Below are 25,123 nucleotides of genomic sequence, written 5' to 3'. Positions count from 1 at the left end.
AATGACCGTTTCCTATCGTTAAGTAAGCGAGGGATTGTAACGCAAGGGTAGTTTACGGAGGAGCTTTCGAGTAGCAGCGATGGAATATCTGTGTTTCGCGCGGTGTTCCCCAGATTTCGCGTAGTCCGCCAATTTTGTGCAGCGCATGCGCTCCGTTCCAAACATGCCCACCGCGCAGAGCCCGTGAGCCCGCCCTCTCATGCGCCCAGCCGGACAAAAAAGCACTCCCCGTTCACGTGATAAACGGGGAGTGTTCCTGCAAAACTTATGATGCTTTTTTGCTTTCTTCCTTCGCCTTTTTCTGGAAGCGCTTTGTTTCATAAACGATGACACCTGACAACCCAAGCAAGCCGATCAGGTTGGGTGCTGCCATGAGACCATTCAAGACGTCTGCCAGCGTCCAGATCACATCCAGCGGCACTGTTGCACCGACAAAAATGAACAGAACGAAGACGGTGCGGTAAGCTTTAACGGCAGTTGGATTTAAGCCTTTGTCCGGTTCATAAAAACACTTGATGTAAAAGCGTTGCAGTTGTTAAGGCAATCATCTGCGGGGAGTCAGATATACATAGTGGTGAGGGAACGATTCCAATCTACCTTGAAACGGAGTAGCCGTCCTGACAGTTTATTTAACGCAGCAATACTTTCAAAAACTCATCGTATGATTCTGCTTTGATCAAGTTTTGAACTAGAGCCGGGCTATCAATTATTTGGCCAAGCAATTCATACATTGACTGCAAATCTTCCATGCTGTTTCGTTTAACACTTAGCACACAGACAAATTGTACCGGCTGGTCTTCCCATTTAATCGGATATTCCAGCGTACAGACGGACAAAAACGTCTCGTCCGATTGTGGTGAAATTGGGTGAGGGATAGCCACAAGGTTGCCATAAGCGGTGGGGGCAACTTTTTCCCGCTCGTATATGGCATCAAGAAATTCATCATCAATCAAGCCTTTTTCATGTAAATAACCACACATAAACTGCAGTACATCTTCTTTGGAATCGAAACTCTTCCTGAAATGCAGCAGTTCAGGCTGAAAATATTCATGAATCGATTGCTCATGTTCAATAAGGAATGATTCGATATTCTCGATATCCTGCTTGCCAAGGATAGAATTCACTTCAATGACCGGTATCGAAATATTTGCCCGTATCGGTACGGAACTGATAATAAAATCAATGTTGTCCATATCAAATTCGTCCAGTTTGTAATATTCAGTTGTTCCGATAACATCCAATTTGCCTTCAAACTTTGACTTAATCCGATAATACAGCAAACGGGCACTGCCAATACCGGACGCACAGACGATTAAACAACGCTTAGGACCATCCTCCATTTTGCGGCGTTCCATAGCCGCACCGATGTGCAATGCCAAATAGCCGATTTCATTTTCATTGATTTCCGAACCGGTATGTTCTTCAATTGCCAGACCGGCAATGATTCCCGCTTCATATGCCAAAGGATAATTGCGTTTAATATCATCCAGCATCGGGTTACGGATATTCATGCCATATTTGTACCGATTAATAGCGGGTTTCAAATGCAGACCAAGCGCCATGATTAATTCCTGATCCCAATTGATCTTCAAATTCATTTTCTCTTCTATCTTCGTAAGGATTGCTTCCACCAATTGATACGTATCCGGCTCAATCAGGTGGCTAATTGTTTTTTCGTCATTTGCACCTGTTACTGAAAACATTTTCGTCCCCAATAAATGAATGCCGACATAAGCAACTTCCTCTTCCGGGAAAGTGACACCAAATGCCGACTGGACTTTTTTAACAATACGTTCGGCTACATTAAATTCCCTCTTTTCGGCAATTTCTTCAAAATCTGTATGATACAAAGAAACGTGGTAACCTTCCCGAATCCGTTTATATGCGATGACAATATGAATCAGGAGATTGTTGATGGCAATATCCGATAATGTAATGTCATTATCATTAATCTCCTCAACGATTATGTTAAGCACGGCATCCATATCTTTTTTATTCAAAGAAGAAAAAAGCTCCTCCGGCAGTTTGTCACCTAATTCTTCAGACCGGTCAAAAATATATTCAGCCATGCAAAACCTGAGTTTCAGCTCGTCACCAACAGCTTTCAAACCATGATTTGGTTTGGGTTCCAGATGGATGTTATAACTTTGCAACACGTCCTTGACGTTTTTCAAGTCATTTTGGATGGTCGATTTACTGACGAAAATCTCATCAGCCAAATCATCCAGTTTTAAATAACTATTACTGAGCAAGAACCGTTTAATCAAGTATGCTGTCCGTTCTTCAGGGAGACTGGGAGTCAGGCGGTTATCTGAGACACCTTCATTAAAAACGCTTCCAAGAAACTGCCTGAATTGATGATCATCGGTGATTTCAAGCTGATAACCTTTTCCCATAACAGTATGGATTTGCGCATCGTATTCCGAAATGATGGCATTCAGGTTCTTCACATCATTTCTTGTTGTCCGTGATGTGACCTGATTGATATTGGCCAGATAATCACCTGTTATCGGTGAGGTCAGTGCCATCAATTCACGTAATATATTTTTCATTCTGGCATTCAGCATTATGTTTCTTCTCCTTGTGCTCCGGCTAATATTCCGAAGCTCTCTTATGGCGTAGCAGCTTTCAGAAATTGGGGTAAATAATCGCGGTGCGCTTCCATCATTTCATCGAGAATAGCTTTAGCAATTGAGTCAGACGGAACCAGCGGGTTAATTGTCATGGCAAGCATCGCCTTTTGATAATCGCCTGTTACAGCCGCTTCGGCACTGACGCGTTCAAATGACTTGATCTGTTGGATGAGCCCCCTGACAGCGACCGGCAAGTCACCGACAGCAATCGGCCGCGGCCCGTCTTTTGTGATAACACAATTCACTTCAACCGCCGAATCAGCCGGGAGACCTAAGATTGCGCCATTATTTCGTGTGTTCACCGGCTGAATATCACGTTTATCATTATAAATCGAATTGATCAAACTGCAGGCTGCATCACTATAGTAAGCACCGCCCCGTTCTTCCAGCTGCTCCGGTTTTACCGAAAGATCAGGATTTTTATAAAGTTCAAACAAATCCTTTTCCAGCTGTTGAACGACTTGTGCGCGCGACCCCTTTTCCGCAAAATCTTTTTGTTCCGCTTCCAGCATTTTGCTTGTTTGATAATAATAACGGTGATACGGGCATGGCAAAGCACCCAATCCTTTAATAAAATCTTTTTCCCAGCCTAAATCAACAATGTTTTTCATCGTCAGACCTTCACCGCTTACCAATTGTTCGAGCACATTTTCCGTTATATTTTTACCATCCAAGTAAACATTCAAGCCGTAAACCATATGATTTAATCCGGCGAAATCAATTTGCACCCGATCACTATCGACATCGAGCATCTCGGCGACACCCATTCGCATGCCGACCGGAACGTTGCATAAGCCAACTGTTTTGGAGATATTGCTGTGTCGCAACACAGCTTCAGTTACCATGCCGGCCGGGTTTGAAAAGTTAATTAACCATGCATCAGGACAGAGCACTTCAATGTCCCGGCAAATATCTAAAATCACAGGGATTGTTCTTAGCCCTTTAAATAAACCGCCCGGGCCATTGGTCTCCTGCCCGATAACGCCATATTTCAACGGAATCGATTCATCTTTGGCACGCGCATCCAGCTGACCGACTCGGATTTGTGTCGTAACAAAGTCAGCGCCGGGCAGGGCTTCACGCCGATCCAATGACAGATGAACATCAATCGGAACTCCCGCATCTTCAACCATTCGTTTTGCCAGTGCACCAACAATTTCAAGCTTTTCTTTGCCTTCGGGGACATCAACAAGCCATAATTCTTTGACAGGCAATTTATCATACCGCTTAATAAATCCCTCGACGAGTTCCGGCGTATAGCTGGACCCGCCACCTATCGTTACAATTTTAATACCAGCCATAATTTTAATGTCACCTCCTGATTAAAAACCATTTTTTTCGGCAACGGACTTAATCCAATGGGCGCTTTTCTTCGCCGTTCGCTCTTTAGTTTCCAGATCAACTGAGAAGAAGCCATAACGGTTTTTATATGCATTCATCCATGACCAGTTATCCATGAATGACCATAGGTGATATCCTTTCGCATTGGCTCCTTCTTCAATCGCCTTATGCAGCCATTTTAGGTGTTCCCGGATAAATTCAATCCGATAATCATCCTGAATCTCGTCATTTTCTTTAAAACGCTCTTCATTCTGCACACCCATGCCATTTTCGGATATGAATGATGGGATGTTTCCATAGTTTTCTTTCAGATTCATCATAATGTCATAGACGCCTTTTTCATAGATTTCCCAGCCGCGGTATGGGTTCATTTTCCGGCCGGGCATCTCATACATATCGAAGAACCAGTCCGGCATGAACGGGCCATACGGATTAGGCAGATTCTCTTTTGCTTTGACACGGCGCGGCTGATAGTAGTTAACGCCAAGAATTTCCGCTGTATTAGCTTTCAATAAGTCTGAATCACCTTTCTTCGTTTGCGGCAGATGACCGTGTTCCTCCAGCAGATCAATCAGTTCCTGTGGGTATTCGCCCAAAACAGCCGGATCCAGAAAACTCCGGTTGAAAAATAAATCCGCAATTCTTGATGCCCTTAAATCAGCAGGATTCCGGCTTCTCGGATATGACGGCGTCAAATTAAGAATAATCCCAATCCGGCCGTCCTTTACATCATGCTTCCGGAAGGCGTCAACTGCTTTTGCATGCCCAATCATGGTATTATACGCAACCTGGAAGGCACGCTTGGCATCAACAATATTCGGATAGTGGAAGTCATATAAATACCCGCCCTCAACCGGTACAATCGGCTCATTGAACGTGAACCATTTTGACACACGGTCACCGAACAACCGGAAACATTCATCCGCATATTGAGCGTAGGCGTCTACTACCGCTCTCTTTTCCCATCCGCCTTCTTCCTGCAATTCCAACGGCATATCGAAATGAAACAGATTCACGAAAGGTTCGATGCCGTTTGCCAGAAGCTCATCAATGACATTGTTGTAAAATGTAACAGCTTCCTGGTTGACTTCGCCGCGTCCGCCGGGAATCAGCCTTGCCCATGAAATCGAGAACCGGAATGTATTATGGCCGATTTCAGCCATCCGCTGAATATCTTCTTTATAGTGATGATAGAAATCCGACGTCGTTTCCGGTCCGACATTATCAAAGAAACGATTTGATTCAGTTTCGTACCAATGATCCCAAATGTTTTTGCCCTTACCGCCTTCTGATGCACCCCCTTCAATTTGCGTAGCTGAAGTTGCGCTTCCCCACCAGAAGTCTTTAGGAAATTGATATGGTAGTGTCATTGTGTATACCGCCTTTCTATTTAATTCGGTAAATTTCTACGAGTTCAACTGCGAGATCCCGGACCGTCATTGATGTCATCAGATGATCCTGGGAATGAACCAGCATCAGGTTTAATGGAGACTCCTCACCATTAGCTTCACCCTGGAGCAATTTCGTTTGATAATCGTGCGCTTTATTAAGTTCCTCGCCGGCCGCTTCTATCAGCTCATCCGATTTTGCAAAGTTTCCTTCTTTTGCTTCCTGTATGGCTTCCATTGCATTAGACTTGCCATTGCCGGCATAAAGAATGATTTGAAAAGCTGTTTCAGTTATATTGTTGGTTGTCACGTGTATTCACCTCTAAAGAAGATCGATTTTCAATAACCTTAAGAATGGCCCTCCCAGTTAACAAGGCCATTATTGGATGATTAGCCTGCCTGATCGTTTTCACTTTTTTTCTCAGATTCATAATAGCTTTTATCAAGGATTTTCAGGAATGGCCACCATATCAAGAACACCACTGCCATATTAAAGACTTGCAGGACAGCACCCTGCCAAGCATTCCCGGTCGCCAAGAATCCACTCAAGCCAACCGGTGTTGTCCACGGCACAATAATCCCGGCCGGTTTCGGCACCAATCCTGTCGCCATTGCAAAATACGTTATGAACGTAATAACTACCGGTGTCAATAGCCATGGAATAATTGCCAGCGGGTTCATGATAATTGGCAGCCCAAAAATAATCGGTTCGTTCACGTTAAAAATACCCGGAGGACCACCCAACTTGCCGAGTTCTTTCAGCTGCCGGCTTCGTCCAATCAGGAAAATACCGATAACAACTGCGAGTGTCATACCTGATCCGCCCATGCCGACAAGGAATGTATCAATAAACTGCTTCGTCACGATATTCGGTAATTCGCCGCCTGCCTGAAACGCTTGAAGATTTTCATCATTTAAAGCATACCAGATTGGATCAAAAACCGAATTGATAATAATCTGACCATGAAGCCCAAAGAACCAGAATACCTGAATGAGAAGTACTGCGATAATAGTTGCCGGCAAACCGCTCCCCAAAGCTGTCAACGGCTCTTGTATAATGGTATAGATAAAGTTCTGAACGGTGTCAAATGGTGTATAACTGAAAATAATACGAATCACTAAAAATATACTGAGTGTCATCGTAATCGGTATCAAAGCACTAAATGACCGTGATACGGCTTCCGGTACACCCGCCGGCATCTTGATAGTCCAGTCTTTCTGGACAAAAAATCTATAAAGCTCTGCAGCAATAAAGGCTGTAAAGATCCCAACAAACATTCCTTCTGCACCAAGAACTGAAGTCGGGATGACGCCGGACACATCATCCACCGTCTGCGGTGTCAAAATAAGAAACGCCGCAAATGCTGCCACACCACCGAAGATTCCTTCGATATCATACGACTGTGTTAGTTTCGTGCCAATACCAATGATAACAAAAGCACCCATAATGCTAAGCGTTGCAGCAGACGCAGGGCCCAGAGCACTCTGATAGGTTGCATAGGCTTCCTCGCCAATTAACAAATCTAAAAATGGCAGATTTGCCAGCACAACAAAAATCGAACCGAAAATAATCAGCGGCAATGCAATCATAAATCCATCCCGCAAAGCGGTTAAATAGCGATTATTATTCAGCTTATCCGCAACTGGCATTAATACGTTTTCAAGTTTGTCCATAAACGTATTCATTTTTATATTCCCCCTTTGTATTGATTAACCATCAATCAGCTTAAGTGCATGATCCAATACAGCTTTTCCATCAACGCGTCCATAAGAGACAGGGTCGATGACATCGAGCGGTGTTCCCGCCTCTTCAGCTGTCTTTGCATATTTCTTCTTCATAAATCGCATTTGCGGACCAATCAGCAAAACATCAGCATTTTCTAATTCTTGGACAGCCTTGTCCTGTGCAACTGCCCATATCCTGACATCAACCCCCCTATTTTCTGCTTCTTCTTCCATTTTCTTGACTAATAGACTTGTAGACATTCCTGAAGAGCATGCCAATAAGATTTCTTTCATCGTTTACCTTCCTCCCGTTTATTTTGAAGATAGTTTCATTGTAATATAAAAGCGTTTACATTTAGACGCAATATTTTTCCGTCGGATATAGGAAAGTTTTACTATTGTCACCTCGAGTGCTTTCGTTTCCGATTCTTTTAGGACGTTTCCACCGTTTTTCACCCGTTTTGACCTTTAGAGAGTCGTATATTATCTAACTCCATAAGTAAAGCCGCAATCGTTGTAATTGCGGCAGATTCATCATGTGTTTTTATTAACGGGGCAACTGCGCGGCAGTTTTTATTAAACCCAAGATACCACAAACTCAGCCTCGCCTGACAGTTCGTATTTTCCGATTCCATGCGGCAGTATAAAATGCGTGCCTTTCTCAATTTCAAATTGTTTTCCGTCCACGGCAATGACAGCATCACCTTTAATCACGCTGACCTGCAGAAAGTCAGCCTGCATTGTCTGTTCCGCTTGTCCATTCAGCACCCACCTGCTCACGCCAAAATAATTATTTTCGACAAGCTTCGTCATCGTCAAATCTCCCGAATGAGCTTCTTCCTGATTCAACTCAGGCACCTGATGCGGCACGTTTGTTACCGATGCGGCTTTTTCAAGGTGCAGTTCCCGTTCGTTGCCATCTGCATCAGTTCGGTCGTAATCATAAACACGATAGGTCGTATCCGAGCTCTGCTGTGTTTCCAGGATGACAATGCCGCCGCCGATCGCATGAATGGTCCCGCTTGGCACATAGACGAAATCACCGGGTTGTACCTTAACTCGCCTGAGAAGCGTATCCCATTCACCCCGCGCCATCATCTGCTCCAGGTCCTGCTTCGTCTCCGCGTGATGCCCCAGAATAAGTTCCGAACCGGGGTCTGCATCCAATATATACCAGCATTCCGTTTTGCCATATGGAACACCTTCCACTTCCCGAGCGAACGTATCATCCGGATGCACTTGTACCGACAGATCATCATTGGCGTCCAAAATTTTGACAAGCAGCGGATAGGCTTCATGATTATCGGCTGATTTATTGAAAAGCTCACCATGGGATTTCCAGGCTTCGGCCAATGTTTGCCCTTTTAACGGGCCGTTTTCAATGACACTCGGTCCGTTCGCGTGCGCCGAAATCACCCAGGCCTCCCCGGTTCGCTCTGATGGAATGTCATAATGATAAACAGTTTTTAATTTTTCGCCGCCCCAGATCTTTTCCTGGAAAACGGGCTTTAGGAAAATCGGCTTGTTATACATTTGTTGCCCTCCTGTTGAGAATTTTAACTCCCAAATATGTCACTTATACCTCTATGCTATAATAAGCTTACTGAAGAGGGACAGACCCCTCGCCAATCGAATCGAGCAGTTCGTATGCTTCTTCTTTCGTTTCAGCATTCATCAATTGCTCACGGAATGAATCATCCATCAGCTTTCGTGATAGCATTTGCAGGATTTTCAAATGATCATCCCCTGCGCGTTCTTCCGGTATCGCAATCATGAAGATCAATTTCGCATCCGACCCGTCAAGGCTCTTCCAGTCGATTCCATCCCGGCTGATGCCAAAAACAACAGCCGGATGCTTAACCGCAGACGATTTGGCATGCGGAATGGCAATATTCATACCTAGACCGGTTGAGCTTTCATTTTCACGGTCGAAAATAGCTTGTTTCACAGTTTCTGTCGAGGCAATACGGTTCTCCTTGTCGAGCATCTGAATAAATTCATCAACCACTTCTTCCTGTGTTGAACCAGCCACTTGCATCGTCATCAAATTCCGGTTAAGGATATCCGTCAGTTTATTGATCTCTACATTTTCTGCCGGTGTTTTCTGTTCTGATGCGTCAGCTTGATCAGTCGCATTTGATTCAGCCGATTCATCCGTCGCATCACCCGCTTCATCTGCCGTTACGCTCACGCCCTCAGGTGTCGCAACAGCAGGAGCGGGCATCACATCTCTCTTCAACAGATTAATCATGACAGCTGTTACAATCGTACCGATAATCGCTGCGATAAAGAACATCAGCACATTATCGACCGCACCTAGAACCGCAACGATTGGTCCGCCGTGGGCGACACGATCACCGACATTACCGAGCATCGCAATCACCGATCCGGTCATCGAACCGACCATAATACTTGGGATAACACGGAGCGGATCCTGTGCAGCAAACGGAATCGCCCCTTCTGTAATCCCGAATAAACCCATCGTGAAGGATGCTTTTCCGGTTTCTTTTTCAGCCGGCTGATACTTGCGTTTATTCAAAAATGTTGCAAGTCCCATACCCATCGGTGGAACACAAATGGCAACCGCTATCGGTCCCATGATTTCAAAGTTTCCTTCTGCTATCATGGCCGAACCAAACAGAAATGCCACTTTATTGAACGGTCCGCCCATATCAACAGCAATCATCGCACCGAGAATCAACGCGAGAACAATCGAACTGGCACCCTGCATGCTTTCAAGCCACGTTGTCAATGACGCAAAAATACTTGCAACAGGCGCGCCGATCACGGTGATAAACAGCACACCAACGACCAGCGAGGCGATAATCGGAATAAATATAATCGGCATAACCGGCTGTACCGCCTGTGGTACTTTAATCTTCTTAATGCCAAGCACAACATAGCCTGCAAGAAAACCGGCAATAATGCCGCCGATAAAACCAGCACCGGCTTCACTGCCGTAAAAACTGCCGGTAGCCGCAATATAACCGCCAATCATACCCGGAACAAGGCCTGGACGGTCAGCGATACTGACAGCAATGAACCCGGCCAGAATTGGCACCATGAAACTAAATGAAGCATTACCAATGTTTTCAATCTGCTTCCAGAATGAATCTTCCGGGATGACAATTCCTCCATCAGTCTGCTCGCCTCCAAGCGCCAGTGAGATTGCAATCAACAAACCACCGACAACGATAAACGGAATCATGTAGGAGACACCATTCATCAAGTGGCGGTAAATCGGGTTTTCCTTTTCCTTGCGCTCTTTTTTTACCGTATCCGCCGACTTCAACTCAGATTGATAAACCGGCACATCATCACTCTGCACCTGATTGATCAATTGCTCCGGATTGCGAATCCCTTCCTGAACACCGACGACAAGCAACTTCTTCCCGGCGAACCGTTCTTTTGAAATATCTTTATCACTGGCAATAATAATGCCATTTGCTTCTTCTATATCTTTTTCGGTAAGCTCGTTTTCTGCTCCAATCGACCCCTGTGTCTCGACTTTCATATCCACGCCCATATCATCTGCCGCCTGTTGCAGATTTTCAGCAGCCATGTACGTGTGCGCAATGCCGACCGGACACGCGGTTACAGCTAATAGTCGCATATTAATACCCTCCCCTTCGAATCTATTTCCCATTATAAAGCCCTTTCATGTCAAAAAAATAATTCATTTTTACCGGAGACCCGGAAAAAAATGAATTATTGCTCGAACACTGTCAGAATATCAGATATGTTTTCTGCTTCGTTTAATTTTTCCATGAGAGATGGATTTTGACTGATGGATGCGATCGTCTGCATGAGCGATTTTGTCATTTCCTGATCGTCTTTGGAAATCGCCAAAAGAAACACGACGGAGACCATTTCGTTACCCCACTGCAAGGGCTCTCGAAGCACCGCCAGGTATACAACTGACTCCTTCACGAAATCCGGATCAGCGTGCGGAATGGCGACACCGCCGCCGATTGCCGTTGCTGATGACATTTCCCTTAACATCGCACTGTGGACAAACTTCTGTTCAGCAAATCCTTCCCGCACAAGATTACTTGCAAGCATTTCAACGATTTCAAACCGATGTTCCAAATTCATCCCCAGATAGATTGTTTCAGGATCCACTAACTGCTTAAGCGTATTTAACATCTCGTTCTCGTTCGTTCCTTCCTGATCAATTGATTGCAGAAACTGCTCCAGTCGCTCTTTATCATCGGATTCAAGAAGCGGGGAAACTACAATCACCGGAGCATCGAAATGGTTAATATCTGTAGTGGAAATAATCATATCCGTATCATGTTTTTCCAGAAATGCCGGCAGTTCTCTTTGACTGATACTGGCAAGGATTTCAACATCCTGGTAGGACTGTTCCAGTTTTGCCTGCAGCAAATGAGACATCCCGACGCCAAGATCACAAACAATCACGGTCTGTTTAACCGGCGTTTTCTCCTTTTGCACCCGTTCAATCGAGGCTTGAAAATGCAGGACAAGATAGGCTGCTTCATCTTCGGGGATATTTAAATCATAGCTTTCATTTATTTTTTCGACAGCCAGAATCACCATACTGAACATATAAGCATATTTCTTTTTAATTTCTGAGAGCATGGGCATTCTGATGGTAAGCCCGTATCTGATACGGTTTAAGGCCGAGGCGAGGTGGGTCTCGAGACCATCTTTCAATACCTTGTCATCCTCAAACCTGATCATCGTCATGCGCCTTAACTGTGACGTCATCTGACTGACAACGCCGGCCACTAAACCATCAGATTTTGCCTTTTCCCCGTTGTGTGCAGTTCTGCAGCTTTCCAGATGCCACGTGAAATAAACATACTCATTTTCCGGAAACGACACACTCAATGCATTTTCCAGCCGATTGAGAAGCCAGGCTGTCATATGGTAAGTATCCAGCTTTACACCAGTGTCATCATCTGACTGACCGAGCACAATCGGTGAGCGCTGACGGGTTCGTTTAATCATAATTAAGGCGTGGATCAACAGGCTTTCAAATTCGCCATCCGTCAAACGAACAGGATAATGCGCCTGTAAATCACGCAGCAGTTTTCTGAGTGTATTGATTTCATGTTGAGGGAATAACTGAAGAACCTGTTGCTTTTCCCGTGACTCAGATGGGATCAACTCCGACAGATTCGCCAGCGCATTGCGTTTGTTTAATTCTTTTCCTTTAATAAGATGACCGAGGCGCTGCTTTGATATCAGCGCCAGATCATAACCTTCAAGCCAGCGGGAAATTCTGCCCAGTTCATCCCTGACTGTTGTTCGATTGCTATAATATTTCTCTGCAAGACTGGCCAATGTCAGCGGCTTATCACTTACAAGCAGCTGGTAGGCCATTTCCAATAAACGATCGTCTGCGGATATTGCTTCAGTCTGATAAATACGATTAAATAATTTCACTCTATCCTTACTGCCGGCAGAAAGCGAAACGCCGGTCCCCCGTTTTCGTCTTAATTCAACAGACGGGTATTCTTGAAGCAACGTATCGATCTTATTCAAATCATTCCGCGCTGTCTTTTCTGAACAATCCAGTTCCTCTGCCAAATCCCCGACATGTAGAAATTCATCTATATCCGTCAGTAAAATCCGTAATAATTCTTTTTGTCTGCGGTTCATCTTAAACACCGTCCACCGTTTGATAAATCCTTCTATTATCATAGCTGACATTGTCACCGCAGACAATTAAATAGGCAGAGACAGAGAGCCTTCCCTTCATTATTTCTCAGAAACAGTCAGCGCAATAGCACCCTTTACACCCTGCTCATCACCCAGTTCGGGCGTCACGATGAATTCGTTCATGTTGCCCATATCAACATAATCATTCACCAGTCCGAAAACCTTTTGCCGGACAAGCGGAAACAAAACGTCCTGCTTCATTACGCCGCCACCTAAAATAATCCGCTCAGGCGATAAAATCAAAGTGTAGCTTGCTATAGCATGTGCTAAATAATGTGCCTCGATTTCCCATACGTTTACATCGTCGGCCAACAGATGTCCTTTCCTGCCATGCCTTTTTTCAATAGCCGGACCGGATGCCATGCCCTCAAGACAGTTGCCGTGGTACGGACAAACACCGGGAAACGTATCATCCGGATGCTGCGGAACGATGACATGCCCCATTTCCGGGTGAGTTCTTCCCTGAAATGTTCGGCCTTCCTGGACCAGTCCTGCTCCAATCCCCGTCCCAACCGTTATGTATAAGCAGCTGTTCACATCTTTTCCGGCGCCATGACGGTATTCCGACAAGCATGCCGCATTAACATCCGTATCGATAAAAATTGGAATCCGAAAATCCTGCTGCAGCCTTCCCAGCAAGTCAAAATGTTTCCAGGCCGTTTTGGGTGTATTTAAAATCATTCCATATGTATCGCTGTTTTTGTTCAGATTAATCGGTCCAAAACTCCCGACACCCAGACTCTCCAGTTCATAATCCGAAAAAAAAGCCTTTACTTCCTGAAGCGTTTCATCCGGATCCCTTGTCGATATACTTTGCTTTGCCTTTATCTCGCCTGAGCGGTCACCTACCGCACAGACAATTTTAGTTCCTCCTGCTTCAATTCCGCCTATTAACATATTTCACCCTCCCCAATTGAAAACTATTAAAGTCCTATTAGTACTTAATAGGACTTTAATGTATTAGATATCTTTCATGTTAATTTTGAACGTTTTAATTTCGTATGGTAATACACTTGAATTAATGGTATTACTGTTCATTTTAGTTTGTATAGGGTTTTCCATTAAGTCACATTCAATCCACTCAACTATTTCATAATCACTCATCAACTCAAAGTCATTTCTTTTGCCGGCATACTCATGTAACCTTACAATAATTTCATCATTTTGCTCGGCTTTTTTGATTGCATCTATCATAATATTCTCTGATGAAACAAAAAATAGTGAATCCTTCTCTTTTTTGGCTTTGCCCTGAGAGAACGAAAGGGGGTTATTTAAGTACCAGGCTTCTTTGACTGTTCCACCTTCAAACCAATCACCATTGTGAGGATATAATGAATATGTGAATACATGACTCCCCTGATCCTGCTCAGGATCAGGTTTAACAGCAGATTTTATTAGCGAGAGTCTGATTACGTTATCTTTGATGTCATAGCCATATTTGCAATCATTTAAAAGACTGACTCCGTAATTTCTTTCTGATATATCTGCCCACTGATGACCCACAGATTCAAATCTGGCGTAATCCCAACTTGTATTCCAATGAGTTGGACGCTTCACATTACCGTACTGAATGTCATATGTGGCTTCCGTTGCCCGTACATTAACAGGGAATTTTACTTTCAATAACTGATTATTTTCGTGCCAATCAACTTTTGTATTAAAGTCAATTCTTCGGCTGTTGGCATAGAGAACCATCTCCTGGTCAATCAGAGAATTATGATAACTCCATTTAAATGAAATCACTGCCCTTACAGAACCTAACTCTATCACAGATATATTTTCTAACTGTTGAATGACTTTAAACTTTTCCTGGTAGAACAAGTCTATATCCCACGCATCGAAATCCAGTGGTTTATCTTCAAATACTTGCATCACATTTCCAGGACTTTCTTTTAGTGCGTGTCGTTTATTTTCGATATCATAAATATTGGTTAGTTGTCCCTTATCATTCCATTCAATTTTATAAAATGGGGTTACAATTCCATTTCGAGATGTTTCAAAGCTATGTGTATTTGTTTCATCCTGAGCTGGAGACTCATCAAAATAGATTGTAGTGTAACCTAATGATGGAATGTCGTTTACATGGACATACCAAGTTCCATTTTTATTTTGGGCTTCTAATTTATTGTCATTATGATCTTTCCAACTACCGGTGTTTAACTTCACACCTTCTATATTCACGATGTTTGATTGCTTCCATGGTGAAGAATTAAATACAACAAATGCATTATCCTTTATTTCAGAGAGAATTATATCTTCCTGTTTATTTCTTGATTGAGTAACTAGTATATTTGCCTTCTCATATTCTTCTTTGCTGTCCTTATATACTTCACTTATAGAACTTCCAGGAAGAATATCATGAAATTGATTCCTTAAAATGATTTTCCATCCTTCATCAAAATTTTCCTGAGAACGCTGATCCCATTGCCCTGAAAAGAGATAACCAAATACGCTGAGCCATTCTGTTTCGCGATAAGCTAATTCCATTTTCCGGTTCATTCGTTTATTATGTGCCTGGCTGGTATACGTACCCCTGTGGTACTCCAAATACAATTCCCCGTCCCATGTATGAACATATTGATCACTATTTTCAACCCTGTTTTTTAAATCAGAAAAATAATCATCTGCCCTTCCAGTCGTTACATTTGGCATACCCGGAACTCTATTGAGCCGACGTCTCATCTCGAGCATATCACGGTTTACTCCACCGCCACCATCTCCATAACCGTAAGCGATTATAAGTTCCTGGTTTAATGGTTTATCTTTGTACTCATCCCATATACCTTTTACAGATTCCGCATTGATCAGACCGTTATAAGTATACTTGCTCGAATTTTCTTCCGGAGTTGTTATAAAATGCGTCAGTATTTCGGAGCCGTCAATTCCTCTCCAATGAAATGTATCATGAGGCATCCGGTTGAATTGGTTCCAGCTTATTTTCGTCGTCATAAAAACTTCAATGCCTGATTTCTTTAAAATTTGCGGCAGAGCCCAAGAATATCCGAACACATCAGGCAGCCATAAATACTTAAATGAAGAATTTCCAAATTCTTTATCAAAAAACGCTTGACCTTTTAATATTTGTCTTACCAAGGACTCCCCGGAAGGTATATTATTATCCGGCTCGAGCCACATAACTCCCCCGACCTCCCATCTGCCTTCTTTAACCCTATTCTTTATGTCTGCATAAATTTCCGGGTAGTCATTTTTAATATATTCATATAACTGTGGCTGTGTTTGCAGGAATATATAATCCGGGTACTTTTCCATCAATCTTAAAACAGTAGAAAAGGATCGTGCAGTCTTTTCACGGGTGTGACGCAACCTCCATAGCCATGCCACATCAATGTGCGTATGACCGATACCCCTTACCGTAACGATGTCTTTTGTTTCAATTTTTTCTAGCTCTGTATTAAGAATGTCTATTGCCGACTCAATTGATTGATAAAACATGTCACTTGCAGGATTGGTCCAGTCAATTGTTTTAAACGCTCTGTCCAGTATTTTTACAAGTTGCATTCTTGTTGCATTATTTTCGTTCATAACATTAATCGATTCAAACACAGCCTTTGCTGTATAAAACAAATCATCCGTACATTGATCCAGCCAGGAAAGTTGTGCCTGGCGAATTTTATGTTCCTGCTCCTCGTGGGAACCTCCCATGCCATCTAAACCAGACCATAATCTGAAGCAGAGATCCAATTCCTCGCCAGCAGCGTCTTCTGAGAAAAATACTTCTTTGTGATTGGAATCGACTCCTTGATAGACTTCGCCGTTAACATAAAGCAACGATTCAAAACCTGAATTATGTCCTCCACCTGTCTTACCAAAGTCAAATTTTCCTACAACTGAACGGTCTTTCCATTCTTTCGGAAATCGAATGGAAGTCCTTAGCCAAATATACCTGTCCCAGCCCTTCCAGGAATCCCCGAGATTGATCTTCCCCCAGCTTCCTGATTCCGGTGGCCGTGTTCCCACCTCGCCATTTTCATCTTCCAAAAATGAAAAGCCTTCTATGTTAATCGCGTCTCTATATCTATATGCATCGAGTTCCTTAATTCTTTGTTCAAGTTTTTCCAGTGTTTTAAACAAAATGATTTCCTCCTGTATTATATTTCCATTTAACCTTTTACTGCTCCAGTTGTTAATGCTCCAACGATAAAACGCTGTAACAATACAAACAGAACAATAACCGGTAATATTGATATCACACTTCCTGCAGCGAGATAATGCGTTGTAATAGCTTGCTGAGTCGATTGTAAATTAACGATACCTACTGAAACAGGGTATGAGCTTTGGATATCCAATAAAATAAATGGAATTACAAATTGCGACCAGCTTTGCACTGCAATTAATAATGTAACTGAGACAATCCCGGGCATACTTGAAGGAAGAAGAATTCTAGTCAATATTTGAAATTTATTACACCCATCAACAGTAGCAGCTTCGTCTAACTCTATCGGGATTGTATCGAAATAGCCTTTTAAAAACCATGTTGAAAAAGGTAGTACAACAGCTACATAAACAATTACCATCATAAAAAAGTTATTGAGTAAGCCCCATTCTGCAAAAAGACGGTATAAAGGGATTGATATAACGACTGCGGATATCATTTGAGTTAATATGATTCCAAGCAAAAGTGTCCCTTTAAGTTTAAATTTATACCGCGATAAAGCGAAAGCTGCCGGCAATACGATGATTAATGTAAGAATTACTGTTAAGCTAACGATCTGTAGGGAGTTAAGCAAGAAAGATAATATATTATTGTTTTCAATAACGTGTTTATAGTTGTCAAATTGCAGACTTTCCGGAAAGAGATTGGGCGGCACATTGTATAATTCCTGGGACGTCTTAAAAGACAAAGAAAGTACCCAGAGTAACGGGAAAAGAAAAAGAAGTGTTACAAAAACATACGAACTATATAGACCGATTTTTAACATGGTTTGTTTATGCTGCATCCTTTTCTCCCCTTCCCAAAATCAGAATGTATACAATAGTCATTACAACATTAATGGTCAGCAATACGACTGATGTTGCAGCACCTTGCCCTAAATTAAACTGGTTAAAAATAGAATTATAAATACTGAGTGAGATAACCTCTGTGCTTTGGCCAGGCCCTCCACCTGTCAGCGCCATCACCATGTCAAACGTATTAAATGTATCAATTGATATGATAACCAAGTTGATTAACAGCATTGGTGTCAACATAGGTAAAATAACTTTCATTCCTCGCTGCATAGCATTTGCCCCATCAATTTTTGCTGACTCAAGAACATCAGCAGGAAGTGTTTTCAGCCCGGCATAAATGAGGATCATACTAAACGCTGTTCCTCGCCAGACATTTGAAAAGATAACAGCAATCAGAGCTGATGTTGGGTTCGACAAAAATGGGATAGGACCTATTCCAACAAGACTCAACAGATAATTAATGATGCCTGCATCTGTCTCATTGTATAGCATCTGCCAAATAATCCCTATAATAACACCGGGGATAGCCCACGCTGTCAATACAGCTGTACGTGTGAAAACTGTCCCTCTTAAATTCCTTTTTTCACCCTGATCAATAATAAGAGCAATTAAAAATCCAAACAACATTTGAAGGGTAATACTAAAAAATACAAAAGTGCCTGTTACAAACAGCATTTGTATAAACCCCGGATTCGTAAATAAACTCTTATACGAATCCAGGGTGTAACTGTAATCATCAGCATTCAAAGTTGCATCAGTGAAACTCAACCTTACAATTTCTGCAACCGGATACAAAAAGACAAAAACTAACACTGATAATAGTGGTAATAACCAAGGCAAAGGAGAGTTGCTAAATCTATTTTTTATTTTTCTCAGACCGGATACGTTTTTATTATATGTTGACATTATCCAAAACAACCTTATTCATTATTTACCACTTCCCAAGCATCATTTACTGCCTGTTCAGGATCTTTATTACCAGAAATAACATCTGAAACGGCTATTTGCAGCTGGTTAGAAATTTCTGGATATGATTCCGATGACGGGCGGACTCTCGCATCATTGTTTAGCATTTGTCTGTACTCATCACTAAAGCGTGTCCCTTCGTAACTGTCAGATTCATAGACTGATGTTCTTGAAGGCAATTCACCGTAAATAGATGTAAATTCACCCATTCCTTGTTTACTAATAAATGTTGAGTAGATAAAATCAAATGCTGCTTGTTTTTTTTCTTCGTCATCTGTAAAAATTCCCCACGCCCATCCACCTGAAGTAGTAGTGTTTTCGCCACCTTCAAGCTGTGGTACTGGTGCAACCTTCCATTTTTTGAATTCTTCTTCTCCCAGGGATTCCTTCAAAAAGGACTCTTGCCAGTTACCACCAATAAACATGGCTACATTACCCGCTGCTATCTCTTCATTTTGATCGTTTTCGCTACCATATGAAGCCACTCTCTGAGGAAGAACTCCCTCTTCAACAGCGGTTTGGATAGTTGATAATACATCAACCATAATCTCCTTGTTCTCCCCTTCTCCAAATGCAGGATTCCCTTCATCATCTACTAGTTCACCGCCTTGTCCCCAATATAACGGCCAAAGAGTGGTTACGGACGTTCCTTCATCTCTTCCTCCAGGAGTAGATATTCCATCATATCCCTGTTCATTCAATTCTTTTCCTACCTCGATAACCTCTTCCCATGTCCCTGGTGGTTCAGAGATTAATTCACTGTTATAAAAAAGAACGCGTGTATCTGTGTTCATGTACAGCCCATAAACCTTACCATCAGGACCAGTTATTACGTCTTGCGCAAATGGCAAAAAGTCTTCAACATTCATCCCTTTTTCTTCCATCAAATCATCAAGCGGCTGTAAGTGTTCGATATATTGCGGAAATAAATATGAATCAATGACAGCCATGTCCGGTGCTCGGCCCTGGTTCGCCTGTTCCATTATTTTTGCCATAGCTTCACTTATGTTAGAAGATTGAATTTGAGTATTCAGCGTGATATTTGAGTGCTCTAATTCAAAATCTTCCACAGCTCCAGAGATATAATCTGCAACAGCAGATGAAGTTGATTGAGGAGAATAGCCCGTTGTTGTACTCCATGTGACTTCTGTGCTTCCGCTTTCTTCACCTGAATCAGAGGAACATCCAACGATTAAAACAATAAGTGTTAAAAACATGAATAAACTCTTGTCAAACTTCATTGTTCAACCTCCGCTTCATAGTATTAAGTATCTTGCGCTTACAAATTTATTTCTTCTTTGACAACCTCCCTTTAATTAACATTAGAATATTCGAATTATTGTTAACGCTTTCAAATAGAATATTACATGTTGGATAATAATATGTCAATATATATTTATATAATAAATGATATACCATTAATTGATTAACAAATCATTTTGGCTTGGTATAAGTAGACTTACCCTCAATGATATTCGTTTCAAGCCTGATTGCTTTATTCTCTATATTTTCCCCATTAATTAGTGTCAATACTGATTCAACCGCTTTTTTACCCATTTCTTTTTCATTCTGTTGGATATAAGTGTATTTTCTTCTTTCCATACTTTCTTTTGTACTGTCAAAACAAATGATCGAGATATCTTCCGGGACTGATAAACCCATTTCATTCACAGTTGCTTCTGCTAAGAGAGCTATGCGATATTCCACAGCAAAAAAAGCAGTTATATTAGGCTTCGTTTTCAAAAGCTGTTTAATTTTTTTGCTATCCTGATAGACACTTTCCTCTCCATAGGACTCATCCCATTGACTAGAAATATCATTTATGAATTGATGTTTTTCAATTTTGATATTATTATCCATATAAGCATCAACAAACCCATCGGTTCTTTCCTCTAATGCTGATGTATCGTCAGGAAGAGGCGATAAGAGGCATATAGCTTCATGACCTAATTCAAATAAATATTCTACACCTTGTTTAGCTGCTTTCCGATTATCTGAGCAAATGGAAACAGCAGGCACTCCTTTGAGATACCGATCGATTAATACAATAGGAAAGTTATCATATACCAACTTAAGGAGTTCCTCATTAAAGTGTTCGGCGTGTGACGGTAAAATAATCAGGGCAGAAACTTTGAGTTCCAATAACTCTTTGATAATCTCTTTTTCTTTTAGAGAATCTTCCAACGAACGTTTTAAAACAATAAAACAATTAAACTTCTCAGCTTCACTTTCTATATTATTAACTAATTCTATTCCGAAATAGTCATCTAGGTAGGGAATTATCAGCCCAATAAGTCGAGTATCTTTGCTTTTTTCTGAATCCAGATACATATTTTTCCATTTTTTAAGCTCTAGAACAAAGGAACCTCTTCCAGGCTTTCTTTCAATGTATCCTTCGTTCACTAATTTATCTAAAGATTTTTTAGGAGTAATTCTACTTACCGCCCATTTCTCTGATAATTCTTTTTCAGATGGAACCCTATCCCCCACTTTAAATTTTCCATTTACAATTTCTTCTTTCAATTGAATATATATCTTTTCATATAATGGCTTGTTCATTTAATTCACCTCATTCAATGTCCAAAATATTATAACATGATATAATATAATAAAAAAGTAGCATATCAACTAAACAATAAATAATAGCAAATCAATTTTATAATTGCTCTTTTAAACGTAAAGAGCAGCGATTATTCCGAGCTAGTTGCAGATTAAAAATTAACAAATGTCAATTCCACTACCAAGATGAATTGGAATCCCTTATTAGTTCTCACCGCCCTTTCACACGCTGCAATTCAGTTAGTTAAAAACATAGGTTTCAGGTATGAAAATTAAAAAATTTTGTGAACTAATATACATAGAAATATTAAAGACCGAAGATAGGATAGTATCTTCGGTCAGCAATGAATCACTTCTCTTCAAGAGAGTGGCAGCGTAAGTGAAGAATAGACGTCACCAAGCTGATATTTTCAGAGAAGTCTTTTTTCTTTGGCCAATGATTATCACAACAAATGTTGCGAATTTGGTTGTGATAACCATTGCCTCAAAATAGACATAGGCAACTCCCTTTCGTTATAATGACAGTTTAACACCACAACAACAAGAAAACGCCGACCTCCCTTTGAGAAAATACGACTATCAAAGGTAAAAATATACACGACAGTCCACCTTTTTATGAATCTAAGTAAATGGAACGACGTTTAGCACTATTCAATACTTAAAATCTTATTTAAATTATTGTATAACCAAACCTCTACCACTATCTGATTACTGACTGGCATGCATAAAACAAAATCATACAAAAGCTACTAATCCTAACATAATAATAGCCCCTCGTAGTTTAATACAGCTTAATATAGCAATGATTTGGAAATGAATAGGCAGCCTAGATAAGCGTCACCTACCGCACAGACAATTTTAGTTCCTCCTGCTTCAATTCCGCCTATTAACACATGCTTTCCTCCCAACAACAAAAGCTCAGACAGAAATTGTGGTTCATACAATAAACGACCTGATTCACATTCGCGTGATACACTGCCGCATGACGACAACCGTTAATTTCTAATCAAATGTCTACGGATAACATAGTTGAAATAGGTTGCCATGGGGCCTAAATCCGGCTGATATTGCCGATAAGGCTGCCACATGAATACGATTCCTTCATAAAAAAATTCATGATACAGCCCAATTTCCAGATTCCTTATGTAGTATTGAAACCTCAGTTCATTCTGCTTGAAAAATACTTCAAACGATATTTTGTTTTTGATCATCTTCGTATCTCCCCCCGACCAAACAGGCCGATTTTTTTTATCACTATCACCTGAATGCTTGTACAGTGGCATGATAATTTCAAACCACCTTCTGGGAAGTAATTTTGCGCCGATAGTATAGTTATATATTAGGTCTAAAGCCCCTTTTTGTAAAGCGTTTTCACAGAATATTTTTCCAATTGACCAAGTTATAGCTTAAGGCGTTTATTTCGTTGCATCTATTTAGGAATATTATGCAAGTATCAGTATTCTATCAGCACCCCTCACCGAAACACAATTGTTTTATTATCCGTCACAATCACCCTGTCCTCCAGATGCCATTTCACCGCGCGGGCAAGCACACGCCTCTCCACTTTGCGGCCAATTTTTTTCAGATCCTCAACATGGTCTCTGTGATCGACGCGTTCGATGTCCTGCTCAATAATTGGGCCTTCATCCAACTCATTGGTAACGTAATGTGATGTGGCACCAATCAGTTTGACACCGCGGTTATATGCCCGCTCATAGGGTTTTGCACCGACAAATGCAGGCAGGAACGAATGATGAATATTAATAATCTGGTCCTGAAAACGTTCAACGAAAGCCGGTGTCAAAATCTGCATGTAGCGTGCCAGAACAAGCAAATCGACATCATATTCCTCCATCAACCGGATTTGTTCAGCTTCCGCTTGCTCCCGGATATCCTTGTTTGCCGGAATATGGTGAAATGGAATCCCCTGTGACTCAACAATCCCGCGGGCATTATCGTGATTGCTGATCACACAGACGATATCCGTTTCCATATCATCGCTCTGCCATTCCCAGAGCAGCTCCATCAGACAATGCGGATCTTTTGAGACGAAAATCGCCGTTCGTTTGGTATCACGATGATAGGAAAAGCGATAACCCATGGAAAATTGATCAGCTAATTTAGCAAAGTCACTCTCCAGCTTGGACCGTTTTTCAGTAAGATCCTTGCAATGAAATTCAATCCGCATAAAAAATGTTCCATGATCCGGATCGCTTGTGTATTGATGTGATTCGATAATATTCGCACCATGTTCGAGCAAAAATGTTGAAATGGCAGATACGATTCCCGGGCCGTCCGGGCATTGTACGAGTAATCTGCCAGAATCGTTTTTCGTGGGTGTTGTCATCGCTATTTCCCCTCTCTGTTGTTTATCATCGTATGTCATTGTTTAATGGTCGATAAATGGATTTGCTTGGTTCATGTCACAGACGCTTGTTTTTGTTATACCGGTAGCAATCATGGGCATATGGTCCCTCGTTGTTCATCGGCGAATGATACACGCCTTTACCGAATCGTTTGCCATCCATAAAGAAGCTGTAAAGATGATCATCATTAAATGCGAAAGCTTCCTGAATCAACGAATGCAATTCCTGCAATATAGCGAAACTCGGCAACCGTCATGCCCTGCTGTGATATCCGGCCTTATAGCAACGTGTCATCGTGCTTTTAAAATATGGTTTACTCTCGTTAAGTCAAAAGAAGTATACAATTGACTTCGAGCCCATTGCTTCATATCGTCATGCTCCGGGTGATTCGGGTCGTCCATGATCTCCAGGAATTTCAGATACCCTCCCTCACCGCCGACGTCCTCCGGTGGTGCGTCGCCTTCTCCATCCAGGCAAACAGGATAGTTGGAAGTGTAATTTTCAATCACATCCGTCACTTCAATCCGGTGGCGCCAATCATCACCCAAATCGTATACGTAAATTAACTGTTTGGCTTCAGGAAGGTAATCTGTCAATTTGGTGCCAGTTTCCAGTTTCATCGGGATCTCATCAGAATAGTCAAACGCCTCTTCATTGTCGACGAGATTGACAATCGCTTTCGTGCCATCAGCCATCAAACCCGGATGATTGTTGGACAGACTAACGTTTGTTCCGTGATTATCAAACACAAAAAATTCATGCAGATGATAATCCCACCATCCAAAAGCCGTCTGTAATATCTTGTGCAATTGCCGGAAAGTCCGGTTCAAAGGGACAATTAACCGGCGCCGGACATGTTTCTCTTCCAGCATCAGCCGGACATTCATTTCCACTGCTCTCACACTGAAAATTTCCTCACCTGACAGCTGCCTCAAGTCTTCATATAACATCTCATTCGGGTGGGCATATTCACCTTTTCCCACACCGACCAAATGGCGGCTTGCAAGCAAACTCAACTCCGGCTGGATCAATTGTCCCGTGTTCAGTTCATCCTCAAAAAACGGAATGCTTTGGCAGGCTTGATTTAACCTGGCAACCAGGCTGCGGTTTTTCGTTTTTGCGAATTGTATCTCCCCTGCTTGCTTGAGGTAATCATCAATCACATTCTCCTTCATGCCCTCTGCGCTCCAAACCATTCGGAGTGCTTGTTCAAATAATGAATCCATCCGGGAAAAGTCCTTTGCACGCACCCCATATAACACAATCACGTATTGGCTTTTGTCATTCATGAAAACAACCGACTGCTTGCGATTCAGCCGGATTACGTTGGCATGCCAGGAAAAAGACGCATTCCCATCCGTCTGTTCTGTCGCAATTTCAGGCTTTACCTTCAAGTGGTCAAGCATCTTTTTAGTTGAGTGTATAAACATGCGCGAACCCCTTTTCAGTCTGATTATTGGTTGAAATTGGATGCTTAGCTCACGACCAA

The 25,123-nt window shown here is 42.0% G+C and carries 19 protein-coding genes and 1 pseudogene; all 20 read right to left on the bottom strand.

Translation table 11 applies throughout. The features are described 5' to 3' along the window. Positions 1–265: 265 nt before the first annotated feature. A pseudogene (locus tag AOX59_RS19345) lies at positions 266–484 on the bottom strand (alanine:cation symporter family protein); the annotation flags it as partial. Positions 485–629: 145 nt separating this feature from the next. Beyond that, positions 630–2,567, bottom strand: coding sequence for a BglG family transcription antiterminator (locus AOX59_RS17075; protein WP_068447327.1), 1,938 nt, complete (start codon positions 2,565–2,567; stop codon positions 630–632). Positions 2,568–2,611: 44 nt separating this feature from the next. Further along, complete coding sequence (locus tag AOX59_RS17070) at positions 2,612–3,934, bottom strand: 6-phospho-beta-glucosidase (protein WP_068447325.1); 1,323 nt, start codon at positions 3,932–3,934, stop codon at positions 2,612–2,614. 21 nt (positions 3,935–3,955) lie between these two features. Next, a complete protein-coding gene (locus AOX59_RS17065) occupies positions 3,956–5,344 on the bottom strand; it encodes a glycoside hydrolase family 1 protein (RefSeq protein WP_068447323.1) in 1,389 nt (462 codons plus the stop codon). A gap of 16 nt (positions 5,345–5,360) precedes the next feature. Further along, the gene (locus AOX59_RS17060) at positions 5,361–5,672 is read right to left on the bottom strand and encodes a PTS lactose/cellobiose transporter subunit IIA (RefSeq protein ID WP_257720694.1); all 312 of its coding nucleotides are present in this window, start codon (positions 5,670–5,672) and stop codon (positions 5,361–5,363) included. Between the two features lie 80 nt (positions 5,673–5,752). Beyond that, the gene (gene celB, locus AOX59_RS17055) at positions 5,753–7,048 is read right to left on the bottom strand and encodes a PTS cellobiose transporter subunit IIC (protein WP_068447321.1); all 1,296 of its coding nucleotides are present in this window, start codon (positions 7,046–7,048) and stop codon (positions 5,753–5,755) included. Positions 7,049–7,072: 24 nt separating this feature from the next. Further along, complete coding sequence (locus AOX59_RS17050; RefSeq protein ID WP_068447319.1) at positions 7,073–7,381, bottom strand: PTS sugar transporter subunit IIB; 309 nt, start codon at positions 7,379–7,381, stop codon at positions 7,073–7,075. A gap of 282 nt (positions 7,382–7,663) precedes the next feature. Continuing rightward, positions 7,664–8,620 carry a mannose-6-phosphate isomerase, class I gene (gene manA, locus AOX59_RS17045; protein ID WP_068447318.1) on the bottom strand — a complete coding sequence of 319 codons (957 nt, stop codon included), beginning with the start codon at positions 8,618–8,620 and terminating at the stop codon, positions 7,664–7,666. A gap of 67 nt (positions 8,621–8,687) precedes the next feature. Then, positions 8,688–10,700, bottom strand: a complete 2,013-nt coding sequence (locus AOX59_RS17040) for a fructose-specific PTS transporter subunit EIIC (protein ID WP_068447316.1) — start codon at positions 10,698–10,700, stop codon at positions 8,688–8,690. 95 nt (positions 10,701–10,795) lie between these two features. Continuing rightward, positions 10,796–12,766, bottom strand: coding sequence for a BglG family transcription antiterminator (locus AOX59_RS17035; RefSeq protein ID WP_237049440.1), 1,971 nt, complete (start codon positions 12,764–12,766; stop codon positions 10,796–10,798). Between the two features lie 48 nt (positions 12,767–12,814). Continuing rightward, on the bottom strand, positions 12,815–13,672 hold the full coding sequence (locus AOX59_RS17030) for an ROK family protein (RefSeq protein ID WP_068447312.1): 858 nt from the start codon (positions 13,670–13,672) through the stop codon (positions 12,815–12,817). A 63-nt stretch (positions 13,673–13,735) separates the two neighbouring features. Continuing rightward, entirely contained in the window at positions 13,736–16,867 is a 3,132-nt protein-coding gene (locus AOX59_RS17025) for an alpha-mannosidase (RefSeq protein ID WP_068447310.1), read from the bottom strand. A 29-nt stretch (positions 16,868–16,896) separates the two neighbouring features. Further along, on the bottom strand, positions 16,897–17,733 hold the full coding sequence (locus AOX59_RS17020; RefSeq protein WP_068447308.1) for a carbohydrate ABC transporter permease: 837 nt from the start codon (positions 17,731–17,733) through the stop codon (positions 16,897–16,899). Continuing rightward, a complete protein-coding gene (locus AOX59_RS17015) occupies positions 17,723–18,511 on the bottom strand; it encodes a carbohydrate ABC transporter permease (protein ID WP_237049306.1) in 789 nt (262 codons plus the stop codon). Before AOX59_RS17015 ends, AOX59_RS17020 begins: the two co-directional genes overlap by 11 nt. Positions 18,512–18,663: 152 nt before the next feature. Beyond that, a complete protein-coding gene (locus tag AOX59_RS17010; RefSeq protein ID WP_068447304.1) occupies positions 18,664–19,950 on the bottom strand; it encodes an extracellular solute-binding protein in 1,287 nt (428 codons plus the stop codon). 193 nt (positions 19,951–20,143) lie between these two features. Next, positions 20,144–21,268, bottom strand: coding sequence for a GntR family transcriptional regulator (locus tag AOX59_RS17005; RefSeq protein ID WP_068447302.1), 1,125 nt, complete (start codon positions 21,266–21,268; stop codon positions 20,144–20,146). 995 nt (positions 21,269–22,263) lie between these two features. Further along, a complete protein-coding gene (locus AOX59_RS17000) occupies positions 22,264–22,479 on the bottom strand; it encodes a hypothetical protein (RefSeq protein WP_156418743.1) in 216 nt (71 codons plus the stop codon). Positions 22,480–22,742: 263 nt separating this feature from the next. Beyond that, positions 22,743–23,615 carry a formyltetrahydrofolate deformylase gene (gene purU / locus AOX59_RS16995; RefSeq protein ID WP_068447299.1) on the bottom strand — a complete coding sequence of 291 codons (873 nt, stop codon included), beginning with the start codon at positions 23,613–23,615 and terminating at the stop codon, positions 22,743–22,745. Between the two features lie 76 nt (positions 23,616–23,691). Then, complete coding sequence (locus AOX59_RS16990; protein WP_068447298.1) at positions 23,692–23,883, bottom strand: IS1096 element passenger TnpR family protein; 192 nt, start codon at positions 23,881–23,883, stop codon at positions 23,692–23,694. 41 nt (positions 23,884–23,924) lie between these two features. Then, positions 23,925–25,064 carry a plasmid pRiA4b ORF-3 family protein gene (locus AOX59_RS16985; protein WP_068447296.1) on the bottom strand — a complete coding sequence of 380 codons (1,140 nt, stop codon included), beginning with the start codon at positions 25,062–25,064 and terminating at the stop codon, positions 23,925–23,927. Between the last annotated feature and the right edge of the window lie 59 nt (positions 25,065–25,123).

The organism is Lentibacillus amyloliquefaciens, from assembly GCF_001307805.1.
GTDB lineage: Bacteria > Bacillota > Bacilli > Bacillales > Amphibacillaceae > Lentibacillus > Lentibacillus amyloliquefaciens.
Note: the sequence above shows the minus strand (reverse complement) of the source record. Positions and strands in the feature narration are given on the sequence as shown.